The organism is Stenotrophomonas sp. NPDC077421 (genome assembly GCF_049545505.1).
GTDB lineage: Bacteria > Pseudomonadota > Gammaproteobacteria > Xanthomonadales > Xanthomonadaceae > Stenotrophomonas > Stenotrophomonas nematodicola.
In genome coordinates this window covers 24,936-49,053 of record NZ_JBMWDP010000002.1, presented here as the reverse complement: position 1 = coordinate 49,053, position 24,118 = coordinate 24,936, and the positions used below count along the sequence as shown (strand labels likewise).

Here is a 24,118-nt window from a genome sequence, read left to right as displayed (position 1 = left end):
CCTGCCAATGCAGGGAGCAGACGCCGCGGCCCTCGGGTCGCGGCTTTTTTTTTGAATCCGCGAGATGCGCCCCATCGAGTGCCGGGGCGCACGCGGGGGATGGACGGCCGGGGGCCGCTGGGCCGCGCGGGGCCCGCGCGGAGCGACCGCCGTGTACGCAGGGTCCTGTTGCATTGCCACGATGGGAATCTCCCACACTTCACGAAATGTTGAATGCTGTGTGAGGATTCGTTGAGCGAGGACCGGCCATCATGGCCGCACCTGCTGCCCCACCAGCAGCCATTCCGGGCACTGGCCCATACCCAAGGAGCACCATCGATGAGCACATCCACCCGTTCGCTGTCCCTGCTGGCGGCCACCGCCCTGGCCGCCGGCCTGGGCGCCACCACGTCGGCCTCTGCATTGAGCATGACCGACTTGGCGCAGGGCTACCTGGTTGCCGGCCAAGCCGCCGCCAAGACCGCCGAAGGCAAGTGTGGCGAAGGCAAGTGCGGGGCGCATGGTGCCAAGGGTGGGGAGAAGGCCGGCGCCGCAGCGGCCGGCAAGACCGCCGAGGGCAAGTGTGGGGAAGGCAAGTGTGGCGCCGACAAGGGCAAGGCCAAATCCAAGGCGGACGACGCCAAGGCTCCGACCGCGGCCGGCAAGACCGCCGAAGGCAAGTGCGGCGAAGGCAAGTGCGGTGCCAAGCACTGACGCCCCGGCCACCGCGCTGCCCCGGTCGCCGCTGCCTGCGGCGGCGACCGGACTGGGGCTGCGCCGTGCGCTGCTGCAGGACCTGCGCGAGGCACCCGAGGGCGATGTCGATTTCCTCGAGTGCGCGCCGGAGAACTGGATCGGCGTGGGCGGCCTGGCCGGCGAACAGCTGGCCGAGCTGGCACGGCGCCATCCGCTGAGCTGCCACGGCCTGTCGCTGTCGCTGGGCGGCACCGCGCCGCTGGACACGTCACTGCTGGAGCAGGTGGGTCGCTTCCTGGACCAGCATCGGGTGCCGCTGTACAGCGAACACCTGAGCTACTGCAGCGACGAGGGCCATCTGTACGACCTGCTGCCGATTCCCTTCACCGACGAGGCCGTGCGCCATACCGCCGCCCGCATCGCCCGCGTGCAGGATCTGCTGGGACGGCGCATCGCGGTGGAGAACGTGTCCTACTACCTGGCGCCGGAACCGGCAATGGATGAGCTGGCCTTCACCAACGCCGTGCTGGCCGAGGCCGACTGCGACCTGCTGCTGGACGTCAACAACGTCTACGTCAACGCCTTCAACCACGGTTACGACGCGGACGCCTTCATCGCCGGGCTGCCCGCGCATCGCATCGCCTGCCTGCACGTGGCGGGCCACCTCGACGACGCCGACGACCTCAAGATCGATACCCACGGCAGCGCGGTGATCGATCCGGTATGGGACCTGCTCGGCCGCACCTATGCACGCATTGGCCCGCGCCCCACCCTGCTCGAACGCGATTTCAACTTCCCCCCCTATCCGGAGCTGCGCGAAGAACTGCGCATCATCCGAGGCCTGATGGCCGCGCACGGAGCGGTGTCCAATGGCTGACACATCCCCTCGCCTGCACGCACAGCAACGCGCGTTCACCGCGCATCTGCGCGATCCGGAGCGTGTCGCCGCGCCGACCGGCCTGGACCCGCGCCGGATGGGCATCTACCGGCGGCTGGTGTTCAACAATGTGCTGGGGCTGCTCGGCAACGGCTTCCCGGTGTGCGCGCGGCTGCTCGGCGAGGCGGCCTGGGCAGCGCTGGTACGCCGCTTTCTTGCCGATCATCGCGCGCAGACGCCGCTGTTCACCGCGCTGGCCGCCGAATTCGTGCAATGGCTGCAGGAACGCCCGGTACTGCCGCATCCGGCACTGGCCGAACTGGCGCACTACGAATGGGTGGAGACCGCGCTCTATCAGCTCGACGCCTGTCCGCTGCCGATTGCCACGGGCATCGACCCGCAGGTTGTGCCGCTGCAGCGCTCGCCCTTGGCGTGGCCCCTGCTCTACCACTGGCCGGTCCATCGGCTCGGCAGCGCCGACGCGCCGGCCGAGCCCCCCACCGAACCGACCGGACTGCTGGTTCGGCGCGACGCGGACGGCCAGGTGCGCTTCGCGACGATCAGTCCACTGGCCGCCCACCTGCTCGAGCGCATCGGCCAGTCGCCCGGCCAGACCGGCGCTGAGCACCTGCAGGCGTTGGCGCAGGCCCACGGCCTGCCCCCCGATGTCCTGCTGACCGAGGGAACCGCGCTGCTGCAGCAGTTCCTGCGCCACGCCGTGATCGCCCCGTCCCCTCCGCCTGCCTGACCCTTTTTCCAGGAGTTCCCCTTTGATGAACACACTGCACCGGGTCGCCCTGCGCGACCGGCTGGATCGGCTTGCGCCGTGGATCGCCCCGCTGGGCCTGCGTCTGCTGCTGGCCTGGGAGTACCTGGAGTCCGGCCGCGAAAAGCTGCACGGACAGAACTGGTTCGGCGACCTGCAACAGGCCTTCCCGTTTCCGTTCGACCAGCTCCCGGCCAGCCTCAACTGGCACCTGGCCATCGGATTGGAGCTGGTCGGCGCGCTCTGCCTGCTGCTGGGGCTGGGTACCCGGCTGGCCGCCGGCAGCCTGCTTGTCCTGACCGTGGTGGCGACCTGGGCGGTGCACTGGCCGATGCACTGGGACGGACTGGCCGAGCTGTGGCAGGGCTATGCCATCACCGACCAGGGGTTTGGCAACTTCAAGCTGCCGCTGCTGTTCATGGCCATGCTGCTGCCCCTGGCGCTGCAGGGCGCCGGCCCGCTGAGCGTGGACCACCTGCTGCGCCGGCAGCCGGGGCGCCGTCCCGCAGACGCCTGAGTGGCGGGGGCATACAGGCCCCCTCTGCTAGAATCCACGGATGAACGATGCCGCCTTGCCCCCTGCCGCCGCCGAAACGACTGCCCCTGCGGCGAACCTGGCAATGGCCCAACGCTTCCGTGGTTTCCTGCCTGTCGTGATCGACGTGGAAACCGGCGGCTTCGACTGCAACCGCAACGCACTGCTGGAAATCGCCGCGGTGCCGATCGAAATGGACGAGAACGGCCTGCTCTATCCCGGCCCGACCGCCAGCGCCCACGTGATTCCGGCCGACGGGTTGGAGATCGACCCGAAATCGCTGGAAGTGACCGGCATCATCCTCGACCACCCGTTCCGGCTGGCCAAGTCTGAAAAGGACGCGCTCGACCACATCTTCGCGCCGGTCCGCGCCGCCGTGAAAAAGTACGGCTGCCAGCGTGCGATCCTGGTCGGCCACAACGCGCATTTCGACCTGGGCTTCGTCAACGCCGCGGTCAACCGCACCGGCCACAAGCGCAATCCGTTCCACCCCTTCAGCGTGTTCGACACGGTGACTCTGGCCGGCGTCGCCTACGGCCAGACCGTGCTGGCGCGCGCGGCCAACGCCGCCGGGCTCGGCTGGGACGCCGACGAAGCGCACAGCGCGGTGTACGACACCGAGCAGACCGCCAAGCTGTTCTGCACGATCGCCAACGCTTGGCCACGTCCCTGACGCACCCGCGCGGGGCGGCCGAACCCTGCTCCGCCCCGGCCTGATCGTCACCCGATGGCGGTGCGGTCGCGGCCTTCGCTCTTGGCGCGGTACAGCGCGCGGTCCGCGCGCTGATACAGCAGCATCGGGGTACGGTCGGCCGCATCCAGTTCGACCAGTCCGGCGCTGAAGGTCACCTTCAGACCCGCCACACCGGCCCAGTCGGGGTGGTCGTGGAACAGGCCACGCAGACGTGCGCAGACCTGCGCCGCTTCGTCCAGGCGGGTGTCATTGAGCAGCAGGGCGAACTCCTCACCACCGGTGCGTGCCGGCATGTCCGAATCGCGGCATGCCGAGGCGATCAGGCGCGCCACTTCCACTAGTACCACGTCGCCGACGCTATGGCTGTGCCGGTCGTTGACCTCCTTGAAGTGGTCGATGTCCAGCACCACCAGGCACATCGGGTGACGGCTGCGCTGCGACCGGGCGAAATCGCGGGCCAACGCTTCGTCGAATGCACGCCGGTTGGCCAGGCCGGTCAGCGCGTCTTCGCGCGCCTGGCGTTCAAAGGCTTCGGCCTGCACGGCCAGACGTTCGGCCAGCGCGGTCTTTTCCTCGTTCAAGGCCTGCAGGTGCACGGTCTGCGCCTGCAGGTCGCGCGTGGCCTCATTCACCCTCCGCGCCAGGCGGATGTTGCTGGCCTTGTAGCGATTGATCAGATAGCGGTACAGCGCCACCAGGCCGGCCAACAGCAGCAGCGAAGCGATCACCTGCACGCTGCGCCGCTGCCACAGGAACGGCTCGACCGTGAACGCCCAGACCGCCTCGCTGTCGCTCCATGCACCGCCGGGGTGGGCGGCCGACACATGCAGCGTGTAGTCGCCCGGCGGCAGACCGATGAATTCGACGCTGCGCTGCTGCCCGCGCTCGATCCAGCCGCTGTCCAGGCCCTCCAGGCGGGTGCGATAGCGGATCCGTTCGGACAGCAGATAGCTCAGCCCCACATAGCTCACGCTCAGGCGCTTGCCGCCGGGAATGCGGTTGTAGTCGTTGCCCTGCCAGTGCAGGGGCGTGCCATCCACCTGCACGTTCTCGATCACCGCCGGCGGCGCCAGGCGCTCGCGGAAGCGCTGCAGCCGCAGCGGATCGACCGTGCTGAGGCCACCGGCAGTGACCACCCAGAACGTCCCGTCCTGGCGCAGGATCGCCGACGGGCCGGAACTGCCATTGGCCTGCGAATTGGCCATGCCGTCGATTTCGTTGTAGTGCTCCACGTCGATGTGCGGCGCGCGTCCGTCGGCCACATCGTTGAGCATCGCCATGTCGGTGCGCAGGACGCCGCGGTTGCTGCTGATCCACACATTGCCGACGCGGTCGGGCACCAGCTGGAACACCGTATCCACGGGCATGCCCTGCTCCAGCCCGACCCGCGCCAACCGGCCGTTCTGCCAGCGGTACAGCCCACGGTCGGTGCTTACCCACATCGCATCGCCGATCTGCTGGAAGCCGAACACGCTGCGGCCGCCGCCCATGCGCTCCAGGTCGATGGCCTGCGCGCGGTTGCCGCGCAGCACGCGGATGCCTTCGATCGTGCCGATCCACAGATTGCCCTCGGCGTCGTGGGCCAAGGCGGTGATCAGCCCGGACGGCATGCCGGGCACGGTCGGCACGGCCACGCCACGCGCATCAATGCGCACCACGCCCTTCTGCGTGCCGGCCCAGACCCCGCCGTCACGGTCCACGCTCATCGCACGGATGTTGCCCCCCGGCAGCCCATCGGCGGTGCCGTAGGTGCGCAGCACCCGGCCCTGTGCGTCCACCCGGAACACCCCGTCGCCGAAGGTGCCCACCCACAGATCACCTGCACGGTCCTGGGCCAGGCTCAACACCGACGGCGGCTTGCCGCCCTGATTGCGCAGCGCGATCGCATGGAAGCGGCCATCGCCGTCCATCCGGTCCAGGCCGCTGGCACTGCCGATCCACATCTGGCGTTGCCGGTCCTCATACACGGTGCGCACGTAGTCGCCACTGAGTCCATCGCGTTCGGTGTAGCTGCTGAACAGCGTTTCGCGCAGGCGGTACAGACCGCCGTTGGCGCCGACCCAGATGCTGCCCTCCGCATCCTCCCGCAGGCTGACCACACGTCCACCCGGCAGCGAAAGACCGGCCGGCAGCCGCTCCAGCCCATGCCGCGAGAGCCGAAGCAGGCCCTGGTTCTCGGTGCCCAGCCACAGGTCGCCGTGGCGGTCCTGCAGCATCGCGGTCATGTGCATCTGGCCAGGCAGGCGGTGCTGCAGCTCGGGCACGCCGTCCTGCATGCGGTAGATCCGCTCGCCGGCCACGATCCACATCACCCCGTCGGGCGCCCGGTACGGCCACACCAGGCCACGCCCCAGCCCGAAGCTCTCCGGCGCGCGGCGCAGGACGCCGTCGTTGTCGCGCACCACCAGGCCATCCAGGGTCCCCACCCACACGCGGTCCTGGGCGTCCACCACCATTTTGGTGAAACTCATCGCCATCGGCACGTCGGCCGCCGGCGGTGTGTATGCGATGCGGCCGTCCGGGTCGAGGCTGCCGATGCCCTTGCCTTCGTACAGCAGCCACAGGCGCCGATGGCTGTCCATCTGCATCGCCTGGATCAGCACCTGCGGCGTCCCCGGCTGGTGTTCCCATACCCGCCACTGGCCATCGCTGCCGCGGCGGGTGACGTTGCCGCGCGAGTCGCTGATCCACAGGTTGCCGGCGTGGTCGACATACAGGGCGCCCACGCCATTGTCGCGCAGGCCCGGCCGCGTGCTGCGGTCGAACACGGTGAAGTCCAGCCCGTTGTAGCGCACCAGACCCTCCCAGGTGGCGAACCAGAGGTGGCCTTCGGGCGTCTGCGCGATGTCGCGCAGCGAGTTGTGCGGCAGGCCGTTGCGCGAGGTCCACACGTCGATCGCGTAGTCGCGCAGCGGAGGTGGCCCATCCTGCGCCGACAGCGACGGAATGGCCGCCAGCCACAGCAGCAGGCACAGCCCTGCGGCCTGCAGCCACGGCAGGACGCGTCCTCGGGATTGGACCGGCCGCCGCCGGTTGACGCCCCCCCGTTCCCTCATCCGTGCAGGCCTGCCCGCATGGCGTTGGGAAGGGAAGCCCCGGCCCGCAGGCCGGTTGATTCGTGCGCTCTCATGGGGGAGAAGCTGGCAAAGAGGTGCCCATAGTAGGCAAATCCGCGCCCGAACGGTCGTGAAGATCTATCCGGTGCGGCTTCCGGGTGCAACCCGCCAGGTGGCCGGCCAACGCACCACGGCCTCCAATCCCCCCTGCGGATGATTGCGCAGGTGCAACGTGGCACCGTCCTTCTCGGCCAGCGCGCGGGCGATGGTCAGGCCCAGCCCGGCGCCGCCCGTATCGCGCGAGCGCGAGGTCTCCAGCCGCACGAACGGATCGAACACGGCCTCCAGTTCGTCCTCGGCCAGGCCCGGTCCGCTGTCGCGGATGCGGACCACCACGTCATGCTCGGTCTGCTCCACACTCACCCGTGCCGACTGCCCGTACATCACCGCGTTGTCCACCAGGTTGGAGAACAACCGGTGCATGGCCAGCGGGCGCAGCATCATCACCGCGCCACTGGCCTGGTCGAAGCGCACGTCGGCGCCGGCTTCGGCGGCGTCCTCCACGATGCTCTCCAGCAGCGAATCCAGCACCAGGGCAGCGCGCTGTTCGGCGCTTTCGGCACTGCGGGCCAGCTCCAGACCCTCGCGGATCAGCGCCTGCATCGCGCCCAGGTCGCCGATCAGGCGCTCACGCAGCGCCTCGTCGGTCACGTTCTCCAGCCGCAGCCGCAGCCGGGTCACCGGCGTCTGCAGATCGTGGGTGATCGCGGCCAGCATCTGCGTGCGCTCGCCCAGGTGCCGCTGCAGGCGCTGCTGCATGGCGTTGAAGGCTTCGGCAGCGCGTCTGACTTCCAATGGCCCGGTCACGGGCATCGGCGCGCCCTGCAGGTCGTCGCCCAGCGCCGCGGCGGCAGCGGCGAGGCGCTGCAGCGGCGCGCTGGCCATGCGCGCCACGATGTAGGCCAGGATCGCGATGGCGATCACCAGCAGGGTCAGGAACAGCGGGTCCACCGCCAGGATGCCGTTGTGCGCCACGGCCGGGGAATCCAGGGCAAGCCGCAGCGGCGTGCCGTCGCTGAGTACCACCGAAACGGCGCGGCATTTGGGCGGGATGAACGCCGGATCGCGCTCGCGCGGGCGCTTGGGCGCGCCCATCTTGTGCGGCGGCGGCGGCAACAGCTCCGGCAGCCGCGGCAGGCAGGAGCGGAACGAGGTGAAATGGACCTGGGCGTGCGCCACCGGGCCGGGCCGGTCATCCAGCACGGCCATCATCGCGGTGTCCCTGCGGCCCTGGCGCGCGCCGTCGGGCAGCTCGCGCACGCTGGGGCCGCCCACGGCCAGCAGGCGCTCGCGCAGCTCGGGGTTGCCGTCCAGCAGGTTGACGTAGCCCTGCAGCCGGTCGGCGATGCGGTTGAGGTTCTGCCGTTCAAATTCCTGCTGGCGCTTGGCGCTGGCCAGCACGGTGGCGCCTATCGCGGCCACCGCCATGCCCAGCAGCAGAATCAGGAACAGGCGCCCCACCATCGAAGCGAAGAAGCGCCGCAGGCGTTTCATTCCAGCCCCACCGCCGTGGCCAGTACGTAACCTTCGTTGCGCACGGTCTTGATCAGCCCGTCGCTGCCGCCGTCATCGCCCAGCTTGTTGCGCAGGCGGCTGACCTGCAGGTCGATCGCGCGATCCTGCGACTCGTAGCTGCGGCCACTGCTCAGCGCCACCAGCTGCTCGCGCGACAGTACCTTGTTGGCATGTCCGACAAACACCCGCAGCAGGCGGAACTCGGCACCGGACAGCACCACCACCCGGCCATCGGGGTCGACCAGGTGCCGGTGTTCAAGATCGAATATCCAGTGCGAGAACCGCGCGCGGCGGATCGCCAGCGGCTCCAGATTGGCCGGCAGCGCCTCGGTCCGGCGCAGCACGTTGCGGATGCGCGCCAGCAGTTCGCGCGGCTCGAAGGGCTTGGCCAGGTAGTCGTCGGCGCCCATTTCCAGGCCCAGCACGCGGTCGATCGGCTCGCTGCGCGCGGTGAGCATGATCACCGGCGTGCTTGACCGCGCACGCAGGTCACGGCACAGGGTCAGCCCGTCTTCGCGCGGCAGGTTGAGGTCGAGCACGATCAGGTCGACGTGTTCGCGTTCAAGGACCTGACGCATGCCGGTGCCATCGCTGGCGGTGCTGATCTGGTAACCGGCGCGTCCCAGCTGTTCGGCAAGCAGTTGGCGGATATCGTGGTCGTCGTCGACGATCAACAGGCGATGCATGGTGGTGGTGGTCTCCATGCGGTCATGATCCCCTGTCCGGAGATGAACCGCATCAATGGGAATGCGTACGCGTGTGTCAGGACACGACGACGATACACAACGAAACGCGGGACAGCGCGTCTGGTTACCCTTTGATACACGGCGAGCGTTGAGCCCTCCGGCGTGGGTCTTCACAATGCTGACAACGCCGACGCAACGGCCTGCCGAGTAGACGATCATCGTGAAGCCCCGCCTGCCCCACACCCGCCGCAGCCGCATCCTGCTGCTGATCGCCTTCGTCGTCGTGATTGCCGCGATTGTGGCATGGTTCGCCCGCAAGCCTGCCGCCCCGGCCCTGGCGACCACGCCGGTCAGCCGTGGCGACATCGAGCAGACGGTGGAGGCCACCGGTGTGGTCGATGCCTACAAGCTGGTGAGTGTGGGTGCGCAGGCCTCCGGCCAGATCAAGTCGCTGAAGGTGCAGCTGGGCGATACCGTCAAGGAAGGCCAGCTGATCGCCGAGATCGACGCCACCACGCAGCAGAATCAGGTGCTCAACGCCGAAGCCGCACTGGACAACATCCGCGCCCAGCGCGCGGTGCAGCAGGCCAGCCTGCGGGAGGCCGAACTGGAGTTCGCCCGTCAGCAGCAGATGCTCGCGGCCGAAGCCACCTCGCGTGCCGAGTACGACGCGGCCGACGCCAGGCTGAAGACCGCACGCGCGCAGATCCAGTCCTACGACGCGCAGATCAAGGGTCGCGAGACCGAACTGGGCACCGCCCGTGCCAACCTGGCCTACACCCGCATCACCGCGCCGATGGACGGCACCGTGGTGGCGGTGGTGGCCGAGGAAGGCCGTACCGTCAATGCCAACCAGACCGCGCCCACCATCGTGATGCTCGCGCGCCTGGATCTGGTCACGGTCAACGCCGAAATCTCCGAGGCGGACGTGGTCAAAATCAAGGCCGGCATGCCGGTGTACTTCACCACGCTGGGCGAGCCGGACCGCAAGTACCACGCCACGCTGCGCCAGATCAATCCGGCGCCGTCCTCCATCGCCAGCGACAATGCATCAAGCTCCAGTTCCTCCGGCTCCAGCTCGAGTACGGCGGTGTACTACAACGCCCTGTTCGACGTGGAGAACCCCGACGGCACGCTGCGCATCGACATGACCGCGCAGGTATCGGTGATGCTCAAGCAGGCCAAGGGCGTCCTCATGATCCCGGCGGTGGCGCTCGGCCCGAAGACCCGCGATGGCCAGTACGTGGTCCGCATCGCCGACGCCGACGGCATGCCGGCGCCACGCAAGGTGCGGATCGGCATCAACAACGGCGCCAACGCCGAAGTGCTGTCCGGCCTGACCGAGGGCGAAAAGGTCATTGTCGGCGAGGGTGGCGCGGCCGCAGGGGGCAGCAGCGGCGGCCGTGGTGGCCCGCAGATCCGGATGGGTGGGCCGGGCATGGGCGGGCCGCGCCGATGAGCGGTGCCCCGACCGGCGCGCAGCCCACGCGCGCCCCGCTGCTGCGACTGCGCGACCTTCGCCGCGAGTTTCCCGCCGGCGAAGACACCATCGCCGTGCTGCGCGACGTCAACCTGGACATCGATGCGGGCGAGATGGTCGCCATCGTCGGCCAGTCCGGGTCGGGCAAGTCCACGCTGATGAACATCCTCGGCTGCCTGGACCGGCCGACCCGCGGCAGCTACCAGGTGGCGGGCCGCGAAACCGGCAGCATGCTGCCGGACGAGCTGGCCGAGCTGCGCCGCGAGCATTTCGGCTTCATCTTCCAGCGCTACCACCTGCTGGGCGACCTCGATGCGCGCGGCAATGTCGCCGTGCCGGCCGTCTATGCCGGCAGCCCGGGGCCGGTGCGCACCGCGCGCGCCGAGCAGCTTCTGCAGCGCCTCGGTCTCGGCGACCGCATGCACCACAAGCCCGGCCAGCTGTCCGGCGGCCAGCAGCAGCGCGTGTCGATCGCGCGGGCGCTGATGAACGGCGGCGAGGTGATCCTGGCCGACGAACCGACCGGCGCGCTCGATACGCGCTCCGGCGAGGAGGTGATGGCGATCCTCGGCGAGCTGCATGCCGAAGGCCACACCATCATCATCGTCACCCACGACATGTCGGTGGCCGAACACGCGCAGCGCATCATCGAGATCCGCGACGGCGAGATCATCGCCGACCGCGCCAATGCGAACGCCCCCCGTTACCGCGCGCAGCGCCAGCCCACCGTGGATGCCGGCCGCGGCCACAGCTGGCGCGCCGCGCGCGACCGCTTCACCGAAGCGTTCCGGATGGCGCTGCTGGCAATGAACGCGCACCGGTTGCGCACCTTCCTGACCATGCTTGGCATCATCATCGGCATCGCCTCGGTGGTGTCAGTGGTGGCGCTGGGCAACGGCTCGCAGCAGCAGATCCTGCAGAACATCAGCGCGCTGGGCACCAATACCATCGACGTCTATCCCGGTCGCGGCTTCGGCGACATGCGCTCGGCCCGGGTGCAGACGCTCAAGGCCAGCGACGCCGATGCGCTGGCGCGGCAGAGCTACGTGGACAGTGCCACGCCCAGTGTGTCTTCCTCGGTCACCGCCCGGTACCGCAACCAGTCGGCCACCGCCCAGGTCAGCGGCGTGGGTGAGCAGTTCTTCCGGGTCAAGGGCGTGACCCTGGTTGCCGGCAGCTTCTTCGACCGCGATGCGGTACGCGGCCTTGCCCAGGTGGCGGTGATCGACGAAAACACCCGCACCCAGTTCTTCCCCAACGGCGAGGACCCGATCGGCCAGGTGATCCTGCTCGGCAACGTGCCGGCGCGCGTGGTCGGCGTCGCACAGCGGCAGAGCTTCGGCTTCGGTGGCAGCACCAGCCTGAGCGTGTGGGTGCCCTACACCACGGTGATGTCACGCATGCTTGGCCAGAGCCACGTCTCCAGCATCACCGTCCGGGTGGACGACAGAACGCCGATGGATGCCGCCCAGGCAGCCATTTCCAAGCTGCTGGTGATGCGCCACGGCACCGAGGACTTCTTCCTCAGCAACAGCGCCGAAATCCGCCAGACCATCGAGCAGACCACGCGCACCATGACCCTGCTGATCAGTGCCATCGCGGCGATCGCGCTGCTGGTGGGCGGCATCGGGGTGATGAACATCATGCTGGTGTCGGTCACCGAGCGCACCCGTGAAATCGGTGTACGCATGGCAGTGGGCGCGCGCCAGAGCGACATCCGCCAGCAGTTCCTGATCGAAGCGGTGCTGGTCTGCCTGCTCGGCGGCCTGCTTGGCGTGGGGCTGTCGCTGGTGGTGGGCTGGCTGTTCGGCAAGTTCGCCCCCGACTTCCTGATGCTGTTCTCGACCGCGTCCATCGTGGCCGCCTTCGCCTGCTCCAGCCTGATCGGCGTGGCGTTCGGCTTCCTGCCGGCCCGCAGTGCGGCACAACTCGACCCCGTGGAGGCGCTGGCGCGCGAATGACCATGTTCCCGATTCTCCTGATGTCCCGGCGTCCGCTGGCCCTGGCCTGCCTGTCCGCACTGGCGCTGTCTGCCTGTGTCAGCACCAGCCAGTACCGGGTCGACCCGCCGGCGGTGCCGGCCAGCTACGGTCGCGGCGATGCGGCGCGCAACGCGCCGGTGCAGGCTGTCGCCGTGTCACCGGCCGAGGCGGGTGCCGACGTGCGCCGCGACGCCTGGTGGACCGGATTCGGCGATCCGCAGCTGGACGCGGTGATCGCCCGTGCCTTGGCCGCCAACACCGACCTGGCGTCTGCCGGGCTGGCCGTGCAGCGTGCGCGCCTGCAGGCCGGACTGGCCGACAACGCGCTGTGGCCGCAACCCTCGGGCAGCGTCGGCAGCAGCGGCAACCGCGCGATCGACCAGTCTGCGGACTGGAACCGCAGCAGTTCGGCCAGTGTCGGGCTGCCGTGGGAGGTTGATCTGTGGGGACGGCTGCGCGCCCAGCGCGACATCGCCCAGTGGGAAGCACAGGCCAGCGCCGAGGACCTGCAGAACACGGCGCTGCTGGTGATCGGCGATGTCGCCACGCAGTACTGGACGCTGGCCTTTCTCAACCAGTCCATCAGCGCCGGTGAGGCCAATCTGGCGCGCCTGCAGCGCACGCTGCAACTGGTGCAGGCCCGCTTCGATGCCGGTGCGGTGTCGCGGTTGGAAGTGCGCCAGGCCAGCCAGAGCCTGGAGGCGCAGCGCGCCGCACAGAGCGCGCTGGAACAGCAGCGCGTGGCCACCCGCAACGCGTTGACCGTGCTGCTCGATGGCCAGCCGTTGGCCCTGGCCGACGAACCCCGCCAGCTGGAGCGTGCCACCAGCCCGGCCATCGCCGAAGGCCTGCCGGCCGATCTGCTCGGTCGCCGGCCTGACCTGCGCGCGGCCGAACTGCGCCTGCGCAACAGCCTGAAGACCATCAAGGTGACCGCCACCCGGTACTACCCGGCGCTGAGCCTGACCGGCAGCGTCGGTACCGGCGCCACCTCGCTGTCGGACGTGTTGAAGCATCCGGTGGCCACGCTCGGTGCCGGGCTGTCGCTGCCGTTCCTCAATGTGCGCCAGGCCGAGTTGGACACCCGATTGGCCGGTACCGATTACCAGATCGCCGCCAACGACTTCCGCCGCACGCTGTACACCGCACTGTCGGAAGTGGACAACGCCCTCTCGGCACGCACGCAGTTCGCCACGCAGGTCGCGGCGTCGCAGGCGTCGTATGACGAAGCGGTGGAAATCGAGCGGATGTACGAGGTGCGCTACCGGGTCGGTGCGACCGACCTGCGCACCTGGCTGGAAGCGCAGCAGACCCGGCGCGATGCGGAGCTGTCGCTGGCGTCGGTGAGGCAGCGGCAGTTGATCAACGATGTCACCTTGTTCAAGGCATTGGGCGGCAGCGCAGGCTGATGCCCGCCGCGCGTCCTCATGTAGCGCCGACCGTTGGGCGGCTGCCGCGCCGCGCGCGGCCGCGTCGAAACGGGCGGCGCGCAGGCGGATCGGATGTCACGACGCCGGAACGAAGGGCGGCCGACCAACGGTCGGCTCCACAGCCCGCCCGCGCGCGGCTTACAGACCGCGCTGGCGCACGGCCTCGAACAGGCTGACCCCGGTGGCGACGGAGACATTCAGGCTCTCGATGTCGCCCGGCATCGGGATCTTGACCAGGCCGTCGCAGTTCTCGCGGGTCAGGCGACGCAGACCATCGGCCTCACCGCCCAGCACCAGCGCCACGTTGCCCTTGAGGTCGATCGCATACAGCGATTCGGTGGCTTCGCCGGCCAGGCCGTAGATCCACACGCCCAGCTTCTGCAGGTCCTTCAGGCAGCGCGACAGGTTGGTCACGGCCACCACCGGGATGCGGTCGGCGGCACCGGCCGAGGTCTTGCGCACGGTGGCGTTCACCGTGGCCGACTTGTCCTTGGGGATGATCACCGCAGTGGCACCGGCCGCCGCTGCGCTGCGCAGGCAGGCACCGAGGTTGTGCGGGTCCTGCACCTCGTCGAGGATCAGCAGCAGGGCCTTGCCCTCGGCCGCTTCGACCAGCCCTTCCAGCTCGTTCTCGCCCCAGGTGCGTGCAGCCTGGTAACGCGCGGCCACGCCCTGGTGACGCACCGAACCCCCCACGCCGTCCAGCGCCTGGGTGTTCACCTTGCGCACGTCGATGCCCTTGCGCCGCGCGTTCTCTTCGATCTCGGTCAGACGCGGGTTCTTCGCGCCGGCCTCGATCAGGACCTCGCGGACGTTCTCGGCATCGTTCTCAATCGAGGACGCGACGGCGTTGACGCCGACAATCCACTGGCTTTGCTTGCTCATTGCGGGGGGCGGGACCGGAAAGGGGGTGGTAATGGTAGAGCATCGGCGGCGCCCCCGCCTCACGCGGCGGGCGGAGGCCAGTCACCGGTGTCGTGGTCGGGATGCTGGTGGGAGACCAGGTGCTGCAGGTAGACCGCCTCCGGGTCGTCTTCGTCGCGGATGGCGCTGAGCCGGTCCAGGGCATCCACGAACGGCAGTTTGGCGTCGATACCGTACTGGACCGTGGGCGGCAGGCGCGCGGGCGTATCGAAGGCGCCTGCGGCGATCGCCATCCCGTTGGGGGCCTCGTAGGTCAGCGGGGTGCCGCAGTCCGCGCAGAATCCTCGCTTGACCAGATTGGAGGAGGCGAAGCGGCGCGGTTGCCCGCGCGTCCAGGCGAATGCCACCCCGCGCACCGAGACCAGGGGCGCGTAGTAGGCCCCGAACGCCTTCTGGCACATCCGGCAATGGCAGATCGAGCTGTCGGTCAGCTCACCGCGGACGTGAAAACGCACCGCACCGCATTGGCAGCCGCCGCTGTATTCGGGAAGGGTAGTCATGGGGCCCGTCCGTTCCGGGGTGACGGAGGGCCGGCCAGCGGCCGGCACTCCGGTTCAGTACGCCTGCTTCCGGCGCTTGGCCGGCTGGCCACGTGGCGGCAGCGCCGGGACCTCGTCGTCCTTTTCCTCGACCAGACGGAAGTCGATCTTGCGCTCTTCCATGCTGGCCTTCAGTACCAGGATGCGGACCCGGTCACCCAGGCGGTAGGCCTTGCCCCGGCGCTCGCCGCTGAGGGTTTTGCGCACCGCATCGAACTGGTAGTAGTCATGCGGGAGCTGGGTGACGTGGACCAGGCCGTTGACCTTGGACTCGTCCAGTTCCACGAACAGCCCGAAGCTGGTCACGCCACTGATGACGCCGTCGAACTGGCCGCCCACGTGCTTCTCCATCCAGGCCGCCCGGTAACGCTCGTCGACCTCGCGCTCGGCCTCGTCGGCGCGGCGTTCGCGTTCAGAGCACTGCAGCGCCAGCGCCGCCATCTCGCGCGCGGAATAGGTGTACTTGTCGAGCGAACCGCCGCTGAGCGCGTACTTGATCGCACGGTGCACCAGCAGGTCGGGGTAGCGACGGATCGGCGAGGTGAAGTGCGCGTACGCGTCCAGCGCCAGGCCGAAGTGGCCCTGGTTGTCCGGTGAATACACCGCCAGGCTCTGGCTGCGCAGCAGCACCGATTCCAGCAGTGCCGCGTCGGGGCGCTCGCGCACCTTCTTGAGCAGCTTGGTGTAATCGCCCGGCTGCACCTTCGACCACGGCGGCAGGCTCAGCTTGAATTCCTTCAGGAACTCCAGCAGATCATCGTACTTGGCTTCCGGCGGCTTGGCGTGATCGCGGAACGGCGCCGGCACGTGCTTGCTGAGCAGGTAGCGCGCCGCCTGCACATTGGCCGCGATCATGCATTCTTCAATCAACTTGTGCGCGTCGTTGCGCACCAGCATGCCGGCCTGGGTGACTTCACCGGTGTTGTCCAGCACGAAGCGCACTTCGGAGGACTCGAACTCGATCGCGCCACGGCGCTTGCGCGCCTTGGCCAGCACTTTGTACAGCTGGTGCAGACGCTCGACCTGCGGCAGCACCGCGGCGATCTGGTTGCGCACCGCCACGTCGTTCTCGCCTACCGCCTGCCAGACCTGGGTATAGGTCAGGCGCGCGTGCGAATTCATCACCGCCTCGTAGAAGCGCGAGTGGATCACCTCGCCCTCGCGGTTCACCTGCATGTCGCAGACGAAGCACATGCGGTCGACCTTGGGCATCAGCGAACAGATGCCGTTGGAGAGGGTCTCCGGCAGCATCGGCACCACGAACCCCGGGAAGTACACCGAGGTGGCGCGCTTCTGCGCTTCGTCGTCGAGCGGCGTGCCCGGCCGCACGTAGTTGGACACGTCCGCGATCGCCACGACGAGACGGAAGCCCTCGGCATTCGGTTCGCAGTACACCGCGTCGTCGAAGTCCTTGGCATCTTCGCCATCGATGGTCACCAGCGGCGTGCTGCGCAGGTCGACGCGGCCGCCGATCATCGACGGTTCCACCACCAGCGGCACGGCGGAGGCTTCGTTCAGCACCTCCTGCGGGAACTCGAACGGCAGCTCGTGGCCGTGGATGGCGGTTTCCACGATCAGCGAGGCGGTCAGCTTGTCACCAAGCACCGCGATGATGCGGCCGATCGGCGGGCGCCGGGTATCGGGCGCCTGGGTCAGTTCGCAGACGACCAGCTGGCCATCACGCGCATCGCCGGTCTGGTCCGGCGGAATCTGCACATTGCGCTGCACCCGCTTGTCATCGGGCACCACATAGCTGATGCCGAACTCGATGCTGAAACGGCCGATCAGGCGGGTCATGCCGCGCTCGAGCACGCGGGCGATGCTGCCTTCGCGACGGCCGCGGCGGTCGATGCCGGTGACGTTGGCGAGCACACGGTCCCCGTGCATCACCTTGCGCATTTCATACGGCGGCAGGAACAGGTCGTCGCCGCCCTCCACCGGACGCAGGAAGCCGAAGCCTTCCGGGTTGGCGATGACCACACCGGTGATCAGGTTGGTGGCCTGCACCGGCGCGAAGCCGCCGCGGCGGTTCTGCACCAGCTGGCCATCGCGCACCATCGCGCCCAGGCGCTTGCCCAGCGCGTCGGCCCGATCCGGTTCGGTCAGTCCCAGATGGACGCCAATCTCATCGGCGGTCTGCGGGCCATCGCAGCGGTCGAGCAGCTGCAGGATCGCCTCGCGGCTGGCGATGGGCTGGGCGTAACGCTCGGCCTCACGCGCGGCAAACGGGTCCTGCACGGTCATATCGCCCGCGCCCGGCAACGGGCGGCGGCGGGTGGCGTCCTTGGCGGCGGCGCGGGTACCGGGGCGCGGCGCGGCGGGCGCAGTCAGAGATTCGGGCATCCAGGGTGGCAGCTTGCCGGGCTTCTTCTTCGCGGCAGCGCGGGGCTTGCCCGACGGACCGGACGCCTGCTTGGGCGCCGGGGACTTGGGGGCTTTCGCGCCCCGGGTCGGTTTCTTTGGTTTCATTGGCCTCCATCTTAACCGCTGACGGTGTGCAGAACCGGTCATGGCATGCGCACATGCAGCTTTGTGAAGAATTGTCGAAAAACCGTTGACAAGCGCCGATGGCATCTTCACAATTCGCCCCCTGAGTCGCCCAGGTGGCGGAATTGGTAGACGCACTAGCTTCAGGTGCTAGCGGGGGCAACTTCGTGGAGGTTCGAGTCCTCTCCTGGGCACCATGACTCAGACAATGATCAAACCCGCGCAAGCGGGTTTTTTCATGTCCGGGGTACGTCCGGCGCAGCCCGGGTGGATCAGGTGTCCGGGTCGTAGTAGCGGCGCGACAGCCCTGCCCGCCCCGGAAAGTGCTTGAACCAGGGCCGCGCGGCGTCGATCACCGCCGCCACAGGTGCATGCGCCATCAACCGCTCCACATAGGCGGACAGCGCGGTATGTGACGCAGGCAACGGCACGTAGGCCACTGCATAGAACAGCGCCGGCGCTGCGGCGCAATCGGCCAGGCTGAAGCTGTCGCCCGCCAACCACTGACGCCCACCCAACTGCCGGTCCAACACCGCATAGGTGTTCAGCAGCATCGCGCGGGCGGCGGCGTCCGCGGCTCCGCCTCCATCGCCCGACGGCTGCAGCAGGGCGGCAGTCAGTGCCTGCATCGGCGCCATCACGTACAGATCGCAGACCCGGTCCCAGAAGCGCACCTCCAGCGCCTGTGCCGGGTCCTGCGGAATCAGCAGCGCCCCTTGGGCGGCATGATGGCACTGCAGGTACTCGATGATGATGCTGGTCTCGCCGATGCACGTGTCCTGCTCCACCAGCAGCGGCATCTTGCCGAGTGGCCACAGCGTCCGGAACGCCTCGCGCTCGACCGGGTCGCCCAGGTTCAACAGCCGCGCATCCAGCGATGCGCCCAGTACGCGCGCGGCGATCAGCACTTTCTGGCAGCACGATGACAGGGGATGAAAATGCAGGATCGGGTTCGGCATGGGAACGCCTTGCTGCAGGGTGGGGCCAGTATTTTCAGTGTCGGCTGCCCCGGTCAAGCCGCGCCCCACCCGCCAGCGCGACCGGGACCGCACGGCGCGTCACAAAGCGTTGACAGTCTTCAACGGCTTCCGCATAATTCGCGTCCTGAGTCGCCCAGGTGGCGGAATTGGTAGACGCACTAGCTTCAGGTGCTAGCGGGGGCAACTCCGTGGAGGTTCGAGTCCTCTCCTGGGCACCATGACTCAGAACATGATCAAACCCGCGCAAGCGGGTTTTTTCGTTTCCGGCGTTCGATGACACCCGCTTCGCAGGACGCCTGCATCACGCGACATGCAACGCGATGTCGCGGCGACAAGCGAGCAACGCCACGTCGTGCGAAATGCTGTTGACACATTCCCGGTTCTCCCGCAGAATTCTCCTCCTGAGTCGCCCAGGTGGCGGAATTGGTAGACGCACTAGCTTCAGGTGCTAGCGGGGGCAACTTCGTGGAGGTTCGAGTCCTCTCCTGGGCACCATGACTCAGACAATGATCAAACCCGCGCAAGCGGGTTTTTTCATGCCTGCCGGTTTCTGCCGCTGCGCGTGGCTCGGCATAGAAAAAACCCCGCTCTTCAGCGGGGTTTTTTGTTCCATCAGGTCACGCCGTCAATGTCCGCCGGCAGAGGCCGCGCCGGCCCCTGCGCCGAACGGCGGCTTGGCCAGCCACAGGAACGCGATGATGGCCAGGAAGATCCAGCCCAGCAGGAAGAAGATGTCGTTGAAGCCCATCTGCGATGCCTGGTGGTTGATCATGGTGTTGAGCACGGCGGCGCCATGCTGCAGGTCGCCCTGCCCCATCGCGGTCACCTGGTCCTGCATGCCCGGCGTGTAGCCGGACACATGCTCGGTGAGGTGCGCATGGTGCTCCTGGGTGCGCCGCGCCCACAGCCACGTCGTCAACGACGCCGCGAAACTGCCGCCCAGCGTGCGCAGGAACGTGGCCAGGCCGGAACCGGCCGCGATCTCGCGCCCGTCCAGATCCGACAGCAGGATCTGCAGCACCGGCATGAAGAACAGCGCCACACCGATACCCATGATCAGCTGGATGCCGGCCACATGGCCGAAGTCCACCTGCAGGTTGAAACCCGAACGCAGGAAGCTGGTGAAAGACAGGAACACGAAGGCGATGGTGGCCAGCATGCGCATGTCGAACCGCGACGCGTACTTGCCCACGAACGGGGTCATGATCACCGGCAGCACGCCGATCGGCGCGGTCGCCAGGCCCGCCCAGATCGCCGTATAGCCCATGTCGCGCTGCAGCCACTGCGGGATCAGCAGTGCCACGCTGAAGAACGCGGCATAGGCCACCACCATCGCCAGCGTGCCGGCGCGGAAGTTGCGGTGCCGGAACAGGCGCAGATCCACGATGGGATCCTTGTCGGTCAGTTCCCAGATCAGGAACACCGCCAGGGCCACCACCGACACGCAGGCCAGCACCACGATCTTGCCCGAGCTGAACCAGTCCTCGTCGTTGCCGAGGTCCAGCACCAGCTGCAGCGCACCCACGCCGATGACCAGCGTGATCAGGCCGACGTAGTCCATCTTCGGCTTCTCGGTGTGCTCCGGCCGGCCCTTGAGCTGGTTGCCCACCACCAGCGCGGCGAAGATGCCCAGCGGCACGTTGATCAGGAAGATCCACTCCCAGCTGTAGTTGTCGGTGATCCAGCCGCCCAGGATCGGGCCGGCGATCGGCGCCACCACGGTGATCATCGCCAGCAGCGCCAGCGCCTGCCCGCGCTTCTCGCGCGGGTACAGCGACACCAGCAGGCTCTGGGTGATCGGGTACATCGGACCCGCCACAAAGCCCTGGATCGCACGCGACACGACCAGCATGCCCATGCTCTGCGCCAGGCCGCACAGCAGCGAGGCCAGCGTGAAGGCCAGCGTGGCCCAGACGAACAGTTTGGTCTCGCCGAAGCGACGGCTCAGAAAGCCGGTCAGCGGCAGCGCGATCGCGGTACTGACCGCGAACGAGGTGATCACCCACGTCGCCTGCTGAGAACTGGCGCCGAGGTTGCCGGCGATGGTCGGCAGCGACACGTTGGCGATGGTGGTGTCGAGCACCTGCATGAACGAGGCCATCGCCAGGCCGGCGGTACACAGGGCGACGTTGGCCGGCTTGAAGACGGCGGTCGTCCCTGGCGCACCCGGCATACCGGGCGCGGCGGGAGCTTGTGCGGACATGATGGCCTCAGCTTGCCTTGGCCTGCTGCGGCAGGTTGCTCTGGATGATCTGGTGGATCACGTCGTCGGCGCTGTGCAGCTGCTTTGCGTAGACGTCGGTGTCGAACACCTGGCCCTTGGCGGTTTCGGTCGGCAGCACGGTGCCCTTCTGGTCGCGCAGGCTCACTTCAGCCTTGATCGACAGGCCGATGCGCAGCGGGTGCTCGGCCAGCTGCTTGGCGTCGATGGCGATGCGCACCGGCACGCGCTGCACGATCTTGATCCAGTTGCCGCTGGCGTTCTGCGCCGGCAGCAGCGAGAACGCCGAGCCGGTGCCCAGGCCCAGGCTGTCGATGCGGCCCTTGTAGGTCACATCACCGCCGTACAGATCCGAGCGCAGCTCCACTTCCTGGCCCAGGCGCATGTGGCGCAGCTGGGTCTCCTTGAAGTTGGCCTCCACCCACATCTGTTCGGTCGGCACCACGGCCATCAGCGCAGTGCCCGGCTGCACGCGCTGGCCGACCTGTACCGAACGACGGGCGACATAGCCGGCCACCGGCGCGACGATGCCGGCGCGGGCATTGTTGAGGTAGGCCTGGCGCAGCTGCGCGGCGGCCGCCTGCACGTCCGGCTGCGTGGCGATCACGGTGTCGTCAACGAGTGCGCTGCTGCGTTCGAAGGTCTCGCGCGAACCGGCGACGGCGGCTTCGGCAGCGGCCAGTTCGGTGCGGGCATGCGCCAGCTCTTCGTTGGAGATCGCACCGGTGGCGGCCAGGTTCCTGCGACGATTGAAGTCCTCGCGCACACGATTGAGCGTGACCTGGCGGGCATTCAACTCGGCCTGCGCGCCCTCGACGCTGCGGTACAGGCCGCGCACCTGGCGGACCGTCCGGGCGAGGTTGGCTTCGGCCTGCTGCAGCGCCACTTCGGTGTCGGTCGGATCCAGCTGTACCAGCAGCTGGCCACGCGCCACGCGCATGCCGTCATCGGCGTTGATCGCCACGACGGTGCCGCTGATCAGCGGGGTGATCTGCACCTGGTTGCCCTGCACGTAGGCATCGTCGGTTTCCTCGAACCAGCGGCCGAACATGAAGTACCACAGGGCCAGCGCGGCCAGCAGCAGCACCACGATGACCAGCAGGCCGCGCAGCAGCTTGCCGCGACGGGAGGGAGCTGCGTTCTCGGCAGCGGGGGCGGAGGTCTGACTCATGGGATGACTCTCAGGAATGCGAGGATTCGGGGGTGGCGGCAACCGTGGCGGTGTCGCTGGACGGGATGAAACCGCCGCCCAGCGCCTGGCTCAGTCGCACCGAAACAAGGATCTGACGCGACTGCAGCTCGGCCAGGCGCTGCTGGGACACCAGCAGCTGCTCTTCCACGCTGAGTACGTCCAGGTAACTGCCGATGCCGGCGCGGTAGCGCTGTCCGGCCAGGTCGTGGGCGGCCCGCGCGGTGCTCACCGCCTGGGCCTGCGCGGCGGCCTGGTCGGCCAGCGAACGCACCGCATTGACCTGGTCGGCGACATCGCGCAGCGCGTTGACCACCGACTGGTTGTAATCGGCCACGGCCAGGTCGTACTGCGCGTCGGTCTTGTCCAGGTTGGCGCGCAGGCGGCCACCGTCGAAGATCGGCAGGCTCAGCGCCGGGCCCAGGAAGGCGAAGGTCGAACCGCTCTTGAGCAGTTGGTCGACCTCGCTGGACACCACCCCGCCGAGCGCGGTGAGGTTCAGGCTGGGATAGAACTGCGCCTTGGCCGCGTGGATCCCGCGCTGGGCTGCTTCCACGCGCCAACGCGCGGCGACGATGTCCGGGCGACGGCCGAGCAGTTCGCTGGGCAGCACGCCCGGGAGCTGCAGCGCGAGCGGGTTGAGCACCTGCGGGCGTTCGATCTGCAGGCCGCGGTCCGGGCCCTGCCCGACCAGCGCGGCCAGCGCGGTGCGCGCTTCGTCGATCTGCTGCTGCGCGGCCTGCCGCTGCTGCTGCGCGGCCGGGATGCGGGCTTCGGCCTGGCGGGTCTGCAGGTCGCTGTCGATGCCGGCGGCGCGCCGCTGACGGGTCAGGTCCAGGGTCTTCTGCGCCCGTACCAGTTCTTCGCTGGCCACATCATGCAACTGCCATGCGTAGCCCAACTGCGCATACGCTTCGGCAATCGCCGCCGAGAGGTTCAGGCGCGCGGCCTGCGCGTCCACTGCGGCGGCGTGGCCGCTGTCCACGGCCGCTTCCCAGGCCGCGCGCTTGCCACCCCAGAGGTCGATGCCATAGCTGACGCTGAGGTAGGCCTGGCCACTGCCGGCATAGCTGCCGCCAAGCTCATCGCCCACCATCGATTCGGGCAGGCGCACACCGGTGTAGCCGCCGGAGGCGGACACGCTCGGCAGGCGGTCGGCACGGGCGGTGCCGATCTGGGCGCGGGCCTGGCGCAGGCGCGCATCGGCGGCGTCCAGACCCGGGTTGCGCTGCAGGCCTTCAGCGATCAGGGCGTCGAGCTGGGGGTCGCCCAGCGCACGCCACCAGTCGGTGGACGGCCAGCCCGGCTGGCTCAGCCCGGGGTTGGCCAGGGTGCGCTGGGTCTGCAGGCTGTCGGCGTCGAGCAGCATGGCCTTGGGTTCCAGGCCGCCGGTGCTGGCACACGCAGCCAGCGCCAGCGCCAGCACGGACAGCAGCACCGGCCGCAGCGGGCGCAGTGACGAGGGGCGATCAGAGGGGAGAGTCATGGCGAATTGAGGGAGTCACGTACACGGGTCATGAGGGAATGCAGCTGCGCGCGCTCGTCCTGGGACAGGTCGCGCATGGCGTCGTTCATCGTCTGGTCGCCGCGCTGCTTCAGCCGGGCCCACAACTGGCGGCCTTCGTCGGTCAACACGATCTGCAGCGCCCGACGGTCCTGGGCATGCGGCTCGCGCCGCACGCAGCCCATCGCTTCGAGCTTGTCCAGCAGCCGGGTAACGGCACTGGGCACCTGGTCCAGGGCCTGGGCCAGTTCGTTGGCGGTGCACGGCGCGCGCGCCGAGAGCACCTTCAGGCCCAGGTAGTGGGTGAACCCGATGCCGAGGTTTTCTTCGGCCATCGACGTGTCCAGCTGACGGACCAGGCCGTCGCGCACCTGGCGCAACAGCAGTCCGAAGCTGGGAGGCGTGGTTTCGGGACAGATCATGGTGAGCATTCTCTTCCAAAAATTATATTTCTCAATGGAAATATTCGATATGGAACAAAATGCTGTGTTGCAGCACACAGAACAATGGAGGAACGC

19 protein-coding genes and 3 tRNA genes are annotated in these 24,118 nt (G+C 68.4%); 11 read left to right on the top strand and 11 right to left on the bottom strand.

Annotation, left to right across the window (positions count from 1 at the left end; all coding sequences use genetic code 11):
* Positions 1 to 318 precede the first annotated feature (318 nt).
* The 5 genes from ACPEH1_RS01610 to rnt all read left to right on the top strand — a co-directional run bounded on the left by ACPEH1_RS01610 (position 319) and on the right by rnt (position 3,526).
* Positions 319 to 693, top strand: a complete 375-nt coding sequence (locus ACPEH1_RS01610) for a hypothetical protein (protein WP_017356813.1) — start codon at positions 319 to 321, stop codon at positions 691 to 693.
* Entirely contained in the window at positions 680 to 1,552 is an 873-nt protein-coding gene (locus ACPEH1_RS01605) for a DUF692 domain-containing protein (protein ID WP_017356812.1), read from the top strand. Before ACPEH1_RS01610 ends, ACPEH1_RS01605 begins: the two co-directional genes overlap by 14 nt.
* Positions 1,545 to 2,300, top strand: a complete 756-nt coding sequence (locus tag ACPEH1_RS01600; protein WP_423715128.1) for a DNA-binding domain-containing protein — start codon at positions 1,545 to 1,547, stop codon at positions 2,298 to 2,300. Before ACPEH1_RS01605 ends, ACPEH1_RS01600 begins: the two co-directional genes overlap by 8 nt.
* A gap of 25 nt (positions 2,301 to 2,325) precedes the next feature.
* Positions 2,326 to 2,835 carry a DoxX family protein gene (locus ACPEH1_RS01595; protein WP_313241706.1) on the top strand — a complete coding sequence of 170 codons (510 nt, stop codon included), beginning with the start codon at positions 2,326 to 2,328 and terminating at the stop codon, positions 2,833 to 2,835.
* A gap of 103 nt (positions 2,836 to 2,938) precedes the next feature.
* Positions 2,939 to 3,526: a ribonuclease T gene (gene rnt / locus ACPEH1_RS01590; protein ID WP_136004413.1), complete on the top strand. Its 588-nt coding sequence runs from the start codon at positions 2,939 to 2,941 to the stop codon at positions 3,524 to 3,526.
* 47 nt (positions 3,527 to 3,573) lie between these two features.
* On the opposite strand, the gene ACPEH1_RS01585 is transcribed toward rnt, so the two are convergent.
* The 3 genes from ACPEH1_RS01585 to ACPEH1_RS01575 all read right to left on the bottom strand — a co-directional run bounded on the left by ACPEH1_RS01585 (position 3,574) and on the right by ACPEH1_RS01575 (position 8,882).
* Complete coding sequence (locus ACPEH1_RS01585; RefSeq protein WP_423715127.1) at positions 3,574 to 6,603, bottom strand: two-component regulator propeller domain-containing protein; 3,030 nt, start codon at positions 6,601 to 6,603, stop codon at positions 3,574 to 3,576.
* Between the two features lie 138 nt (positions 6,604 to 6,741).
* A complete protein-coding gene (locus tag ACPEH1_RS01580; protein WP_136004215.1) occupies positions 6,742 to 8,157 on the bottom strand; it encodes an ATP-binding protein in 1,416 nt (471 codons plus the stop codon).
* A complete protein-coding gene (locus ACPEH1_RS01575; protein ID WP_017356981.1) occupies positions 8,154 to 8,882 on the bottom strand; it encodes a response regulator in 729 nt (242 codons plus the stop codon). Before ACPEH1_RS01575 ends, ACPEH1_RS01580 begins: the two co-directional genes overlap by 4 nt.
* 202 nt (positions 8,883 to 9,084) lie before the next feature.
* Here ACPEH1_RS01575 and ACPEH1_RS01570 point away from each other — a divergent pair, with 202 nt between their 5' ends.
* The 3 genes from ACPEH1_RS01570 to ACPEH1_RS01560 are packed head-to-tail and all read left to right on the top strand — an operon-like array spanning position 9,085 to position 13,735.
* Positions 9,085 to 10,323 (top strand): efflux RND transporter periplasmic adaptor subunit, encoded by a 1,239-nt coding sequence (locus tag ACPEH1_RS01570; RefSeq protein ID WP_423715126.1) that lies wholly within the window; start codon positions 9,085 to 9,087, stop codon positions 10,321 to 10,323.
* Positions 10,320 to 12,305: a MacB family efflux pump subunit gene (locus ACPEH1_RS01565; RefSeq protein WP_423715125.1), complete on the top strand. Its 1,986-nt coding sequence runs from the start codon at positions 10,320 to 10,322 to the stop codon at positions 12,303 to 12,305. Before ACPEH1_RS01570 ends, ACPEH1_RS01565 begins: the two co-directional genes overlap by 4 nt.
* Positions 12,302 to 13,735: an efflux transporter outer membrane subunit gene (locus ACPEH1_RS01560; protein WP_423715123.1), complete on the top strand. Its 1,434-nt coding sequence runs from the start codon at positions 12,302 to 12,304 to the stop codon at positions 13,733 to 13,735. The genes ACPEH1_RS01565 and ACPEH1_RS01560 overlap by 4 nt, the downstream gene beginning before the upstream one ends.
* A gap of 159 nt (positions 13,736 to 13,894) precedes the next feature.
* Here the strand turns inward: ACPEH1_RS01560 and rlmB are convergent, their stop codons facing one another.
* From rlmB to rnr, 3 genes are read right to left on the bottom strand one after another with little or no spacing between them, the layout of a single operon-like run.
* On the bottom strand, positions 13,895 to 14,641 hold the full coding sequence (gene rlmB / locus ACPEH1_RS01555) for a 23S rRNA (guanosine(2251)-2'-O)-methyltransferase RlmB (RefSeq protein WP_017357418.1): 747 nt from the start codon (positions 14,639 to 14,641) through the stop codon (positions 13,895 to 13,897).
* Positions 14,642 to 14,700: 59 nt separating this feature from the next.
* A complete protein-coding gene (locus ACPEH1_RS01550) occupies positions 14,701 to 15,180 on the bottom strand; it encodes a GFA family protein (RefSeq protein WP_166472796.1) in 480 nt (159 codons plus the stop codon).
* Positions 15,181 to 15,234: 54 nt separating this feature from the next.
* Positions 15,235 to 17,730: a ribonuclease R gene (rnr, locus tag ACPEH1_RS01545; RefSeq protein ID WP_423715122.1), complete on the bottom strand. Its 2,496-nt coding sequence runs from the start codon at positions 17,728 to 17,730 to the stop codon at positions 15,235 to 15,237.
* An 86-nt stretch (positions 17,731 to 17,816) separates the two neighbouring features.
* Here rnr and ACPEH1_RS01540 point away from each other — a divergent pair.
* A tRNA-Leu gene (locus ACPEH1_RS01540) sits at positions 17,817 to 17,903 on the top strand.
* 75 nt (positions 17,904 to 17,978) lie between these two features.
* On the opposite strand, the gene ACPEH1_RS01535 is transcribed toward ACPEH1_RS01540, so the two are convergent.
* A complete protein-coding gene (locus ACPEH1_RS01535) occupies positions 17,979 to 18,665 on the bottom strand; it encodes a glutathione S-transferase family protein (RefSeq protein ID WP_166472795.1) in 687 nt (228 codons plus the stop codon).
* A gap of 152 nt (positions 18,666 to 18,817) precedes the next feature.
* Between ACPEH1_RS01535 and ACPEH1_RS01530 the strand changes: the two genes are divergently transcribed.
* Positions 18,818 to 18,904, top strand: a tRNA-Leu gene (locus ACPEH1_RS01530).
* 190 nt (positions 18,905 to 19,094) lie between these two features.
* A tRNA-Leu gene (locus ACPEH1_RS01525) sits at positions 19,095 to 19,181 on the top strand.
* A 130-nt stretch (positions 19,182 to 19,311) separates the two neighbouring features.
* On the opposite strand, the gene ACPEH1_RS01520 is transcribed toward ACPEH1_RS01525, so the two are convergent.
* From ACPEH1_RS01520 to ACPEH1_RS01505, 4 genes are read right to left on the bottom strand one after another with little or no spacing between them, the layout of a single operon-like run.
* The gene (locus ACPEH1_RS01520) at positions 19,312 to 20,889 is read right to left on the bottom strand and encodes a DHA2 family efflux MFS transporter permease subunit (RefSeq protein ID WP_423715120.1); all 1,578 of its coding nucleotides are present in this window, start codon (positions 20,887 to 20,889) and stop codon (positions 19,312 to 19,314) included.
* 7 nt (positions 20,890 to 20,896) lie between these two features.
* Positions 20,897 to 22,078, bottom strand: a complete 1,182-nt coding sequence (gene emrA / locus ACPEH1_RS01515; RefSeq protein ID WP_423715119.1) for a multidrug efflux MFS transporter periplasmic adaptor subunit EmrA — start codon at positions 22,076 to 22,078, stop codon at positions 20,897 to 20,899.
* A 10-nt stretch (positions 22,079 to 22,088) separates the two neighbouring features.
* A complete protein-coding gene (locus ACPEH1_RS01510) occupies positions 22,089 to 23,582 on the bottom strand; it encodes an efflux transporter outer membrane subunit (RefSeq protein ID WP_313160079.1) in 1,494 nt (497 codons plus the stop codon).
* On the bottom strand, positions 23,579 to 24,022 hold the full coding sequence (locus ACPEH1_RS01505) for a MarR family winged helix-turn-helix transcriptional regulator (protein WP_026070989.1): 444 nt from the start codon (positions 24,020 to 24,022) through the stop codon (positions 23,579 to 23,581). The genes ACPEH1_RS01510 and ACPEH1_RS01505 overlap by 4 nt, the downstream gene beginning before the upstream one ends.
* Positions 24,023 to 24,118 lie beyond the last annotated feature (96 nt).

Bases quoted from the DNA above. Each gene is read 5' to 3' on its own strand.
- ACPEH1_RS01580 (WP_136004215.1), bottom strand. From the start codon at position 8,157: ATGAAACGCCTGCGGCGCTTCTTCGCTTCGATGGTGGGGCGCCTGTTC.
- rlmB (WP_017357418.1), bottom strand. From the start codon at position 14,641: ATGAGCAAGCAAAGCCAGTGGATTGTCGGCGTCAACGCCGTCGCGTCC.
- rnr (WP_423715122.1), bottom strand. From the start codon at position 17,730: ATGACCGGTTCTGCACACCGTCAGCGGTTAAGATGGAGGCCAATGAAA.
- ACPEH1_RS01565 (WP_423715125.1), top strand. From the start codon at position 10,320: ATGAGCGGTGCCCCGACCGGCGCGCAGCCCACGCGCGCCCCGCTGCTG.
- ACPEH1_RS01550 (WP_166472796.1), bottom strand. From the start codon at position 15,180: ATGACTACCCTTCCCGAATACAGCGGCGGCTGCCAATGCGGTGCGGTG.
- ACPEH1_RS01535 (WP_166472795.1), bottom strand. From the start codon at position 18,665: ATGCCGAACCCGATCCTGCATTTTCATCCCCTGTCATCGTGCTGCCAG.
- ACPEH1_RS01560 (WP_423715123.1), top strand. From the start codon at position 12,302: ATGACCATGTTCCCGATTCTCCTGATGTCCCGGCGTCCGCTGGCCCTG.
- ACPEH1_RS01595 (WP_313241706.1), top strand. From the start codon at position 2,326: ATGAACACACTGCACCGGGTCGCCCTGCGCGACCGGCTGGATCGGCTT.
- ACPEH1_RS01585 (WP_423715127.1), bottom strand. From the start codon at position 6,603: ATGAGGGAACGGGGGGGCGTCAACCGGCGGCGGCCGGTCCAATCCCGA.
- ACPEH1_RS01610 (WP_017356813.1), top strand. From the start codon at position 319: ATGAGCACATCCACCCGTTCGCTGTCCCTGCTGGCGGCCACCGCCCTG.
- ACPEH1_RS01600 (WP_423715128.1), top strand. From the start codon at position 1,545: ATGGCTGACACATCCCCTCGCCTGCACGCACAGCAACGCGCGTTCACC.
- ACPEH1_RS01575 (WP_017356981.1), bottom strand. From the start codon at position 8,882: ATGGAGACCACCACCACCATGCATCGCCTGTTGATCGTCGACGACGAC.
- rnt (WP_136004413.1), top strand. From the start codon at position 2,939: ATGGCCCAACGCTTCCGTGGTTTCCTGCCTGTCGTGATCGACGTGGAA.
- ACPEH1_RS01520 (WP_423715120.1), bottom strand. From the start codon at position 20,889: ATGTCCGCACAAGCTCCCGCCGCGCCCGGTATGCCGGGTGCGCCAGGG.
- emrA (WP_423715119.1), bottom strand. From the start codon at position 22,078: ATGAGTCAGACCTCCGCCCCCGCTGCCGAGAACGCAGCTCCCTCCCGT.
- ACPEH1_RS01510 (WP_313160079.1), bottom strand. From the start codon at position 23,582: ATGACTCTCCCCTCTGATCGCCCCTCGTCACTGCGCCCGCTGCGGCCG.
- ACPEH1_RS01505 (WP_026070989.1), bottom strand. From the start codon at position 24,022: ATGATCTGTCCCGAAACCACGCCTCCCAGCTTCGGACTGCTGTTGCGC.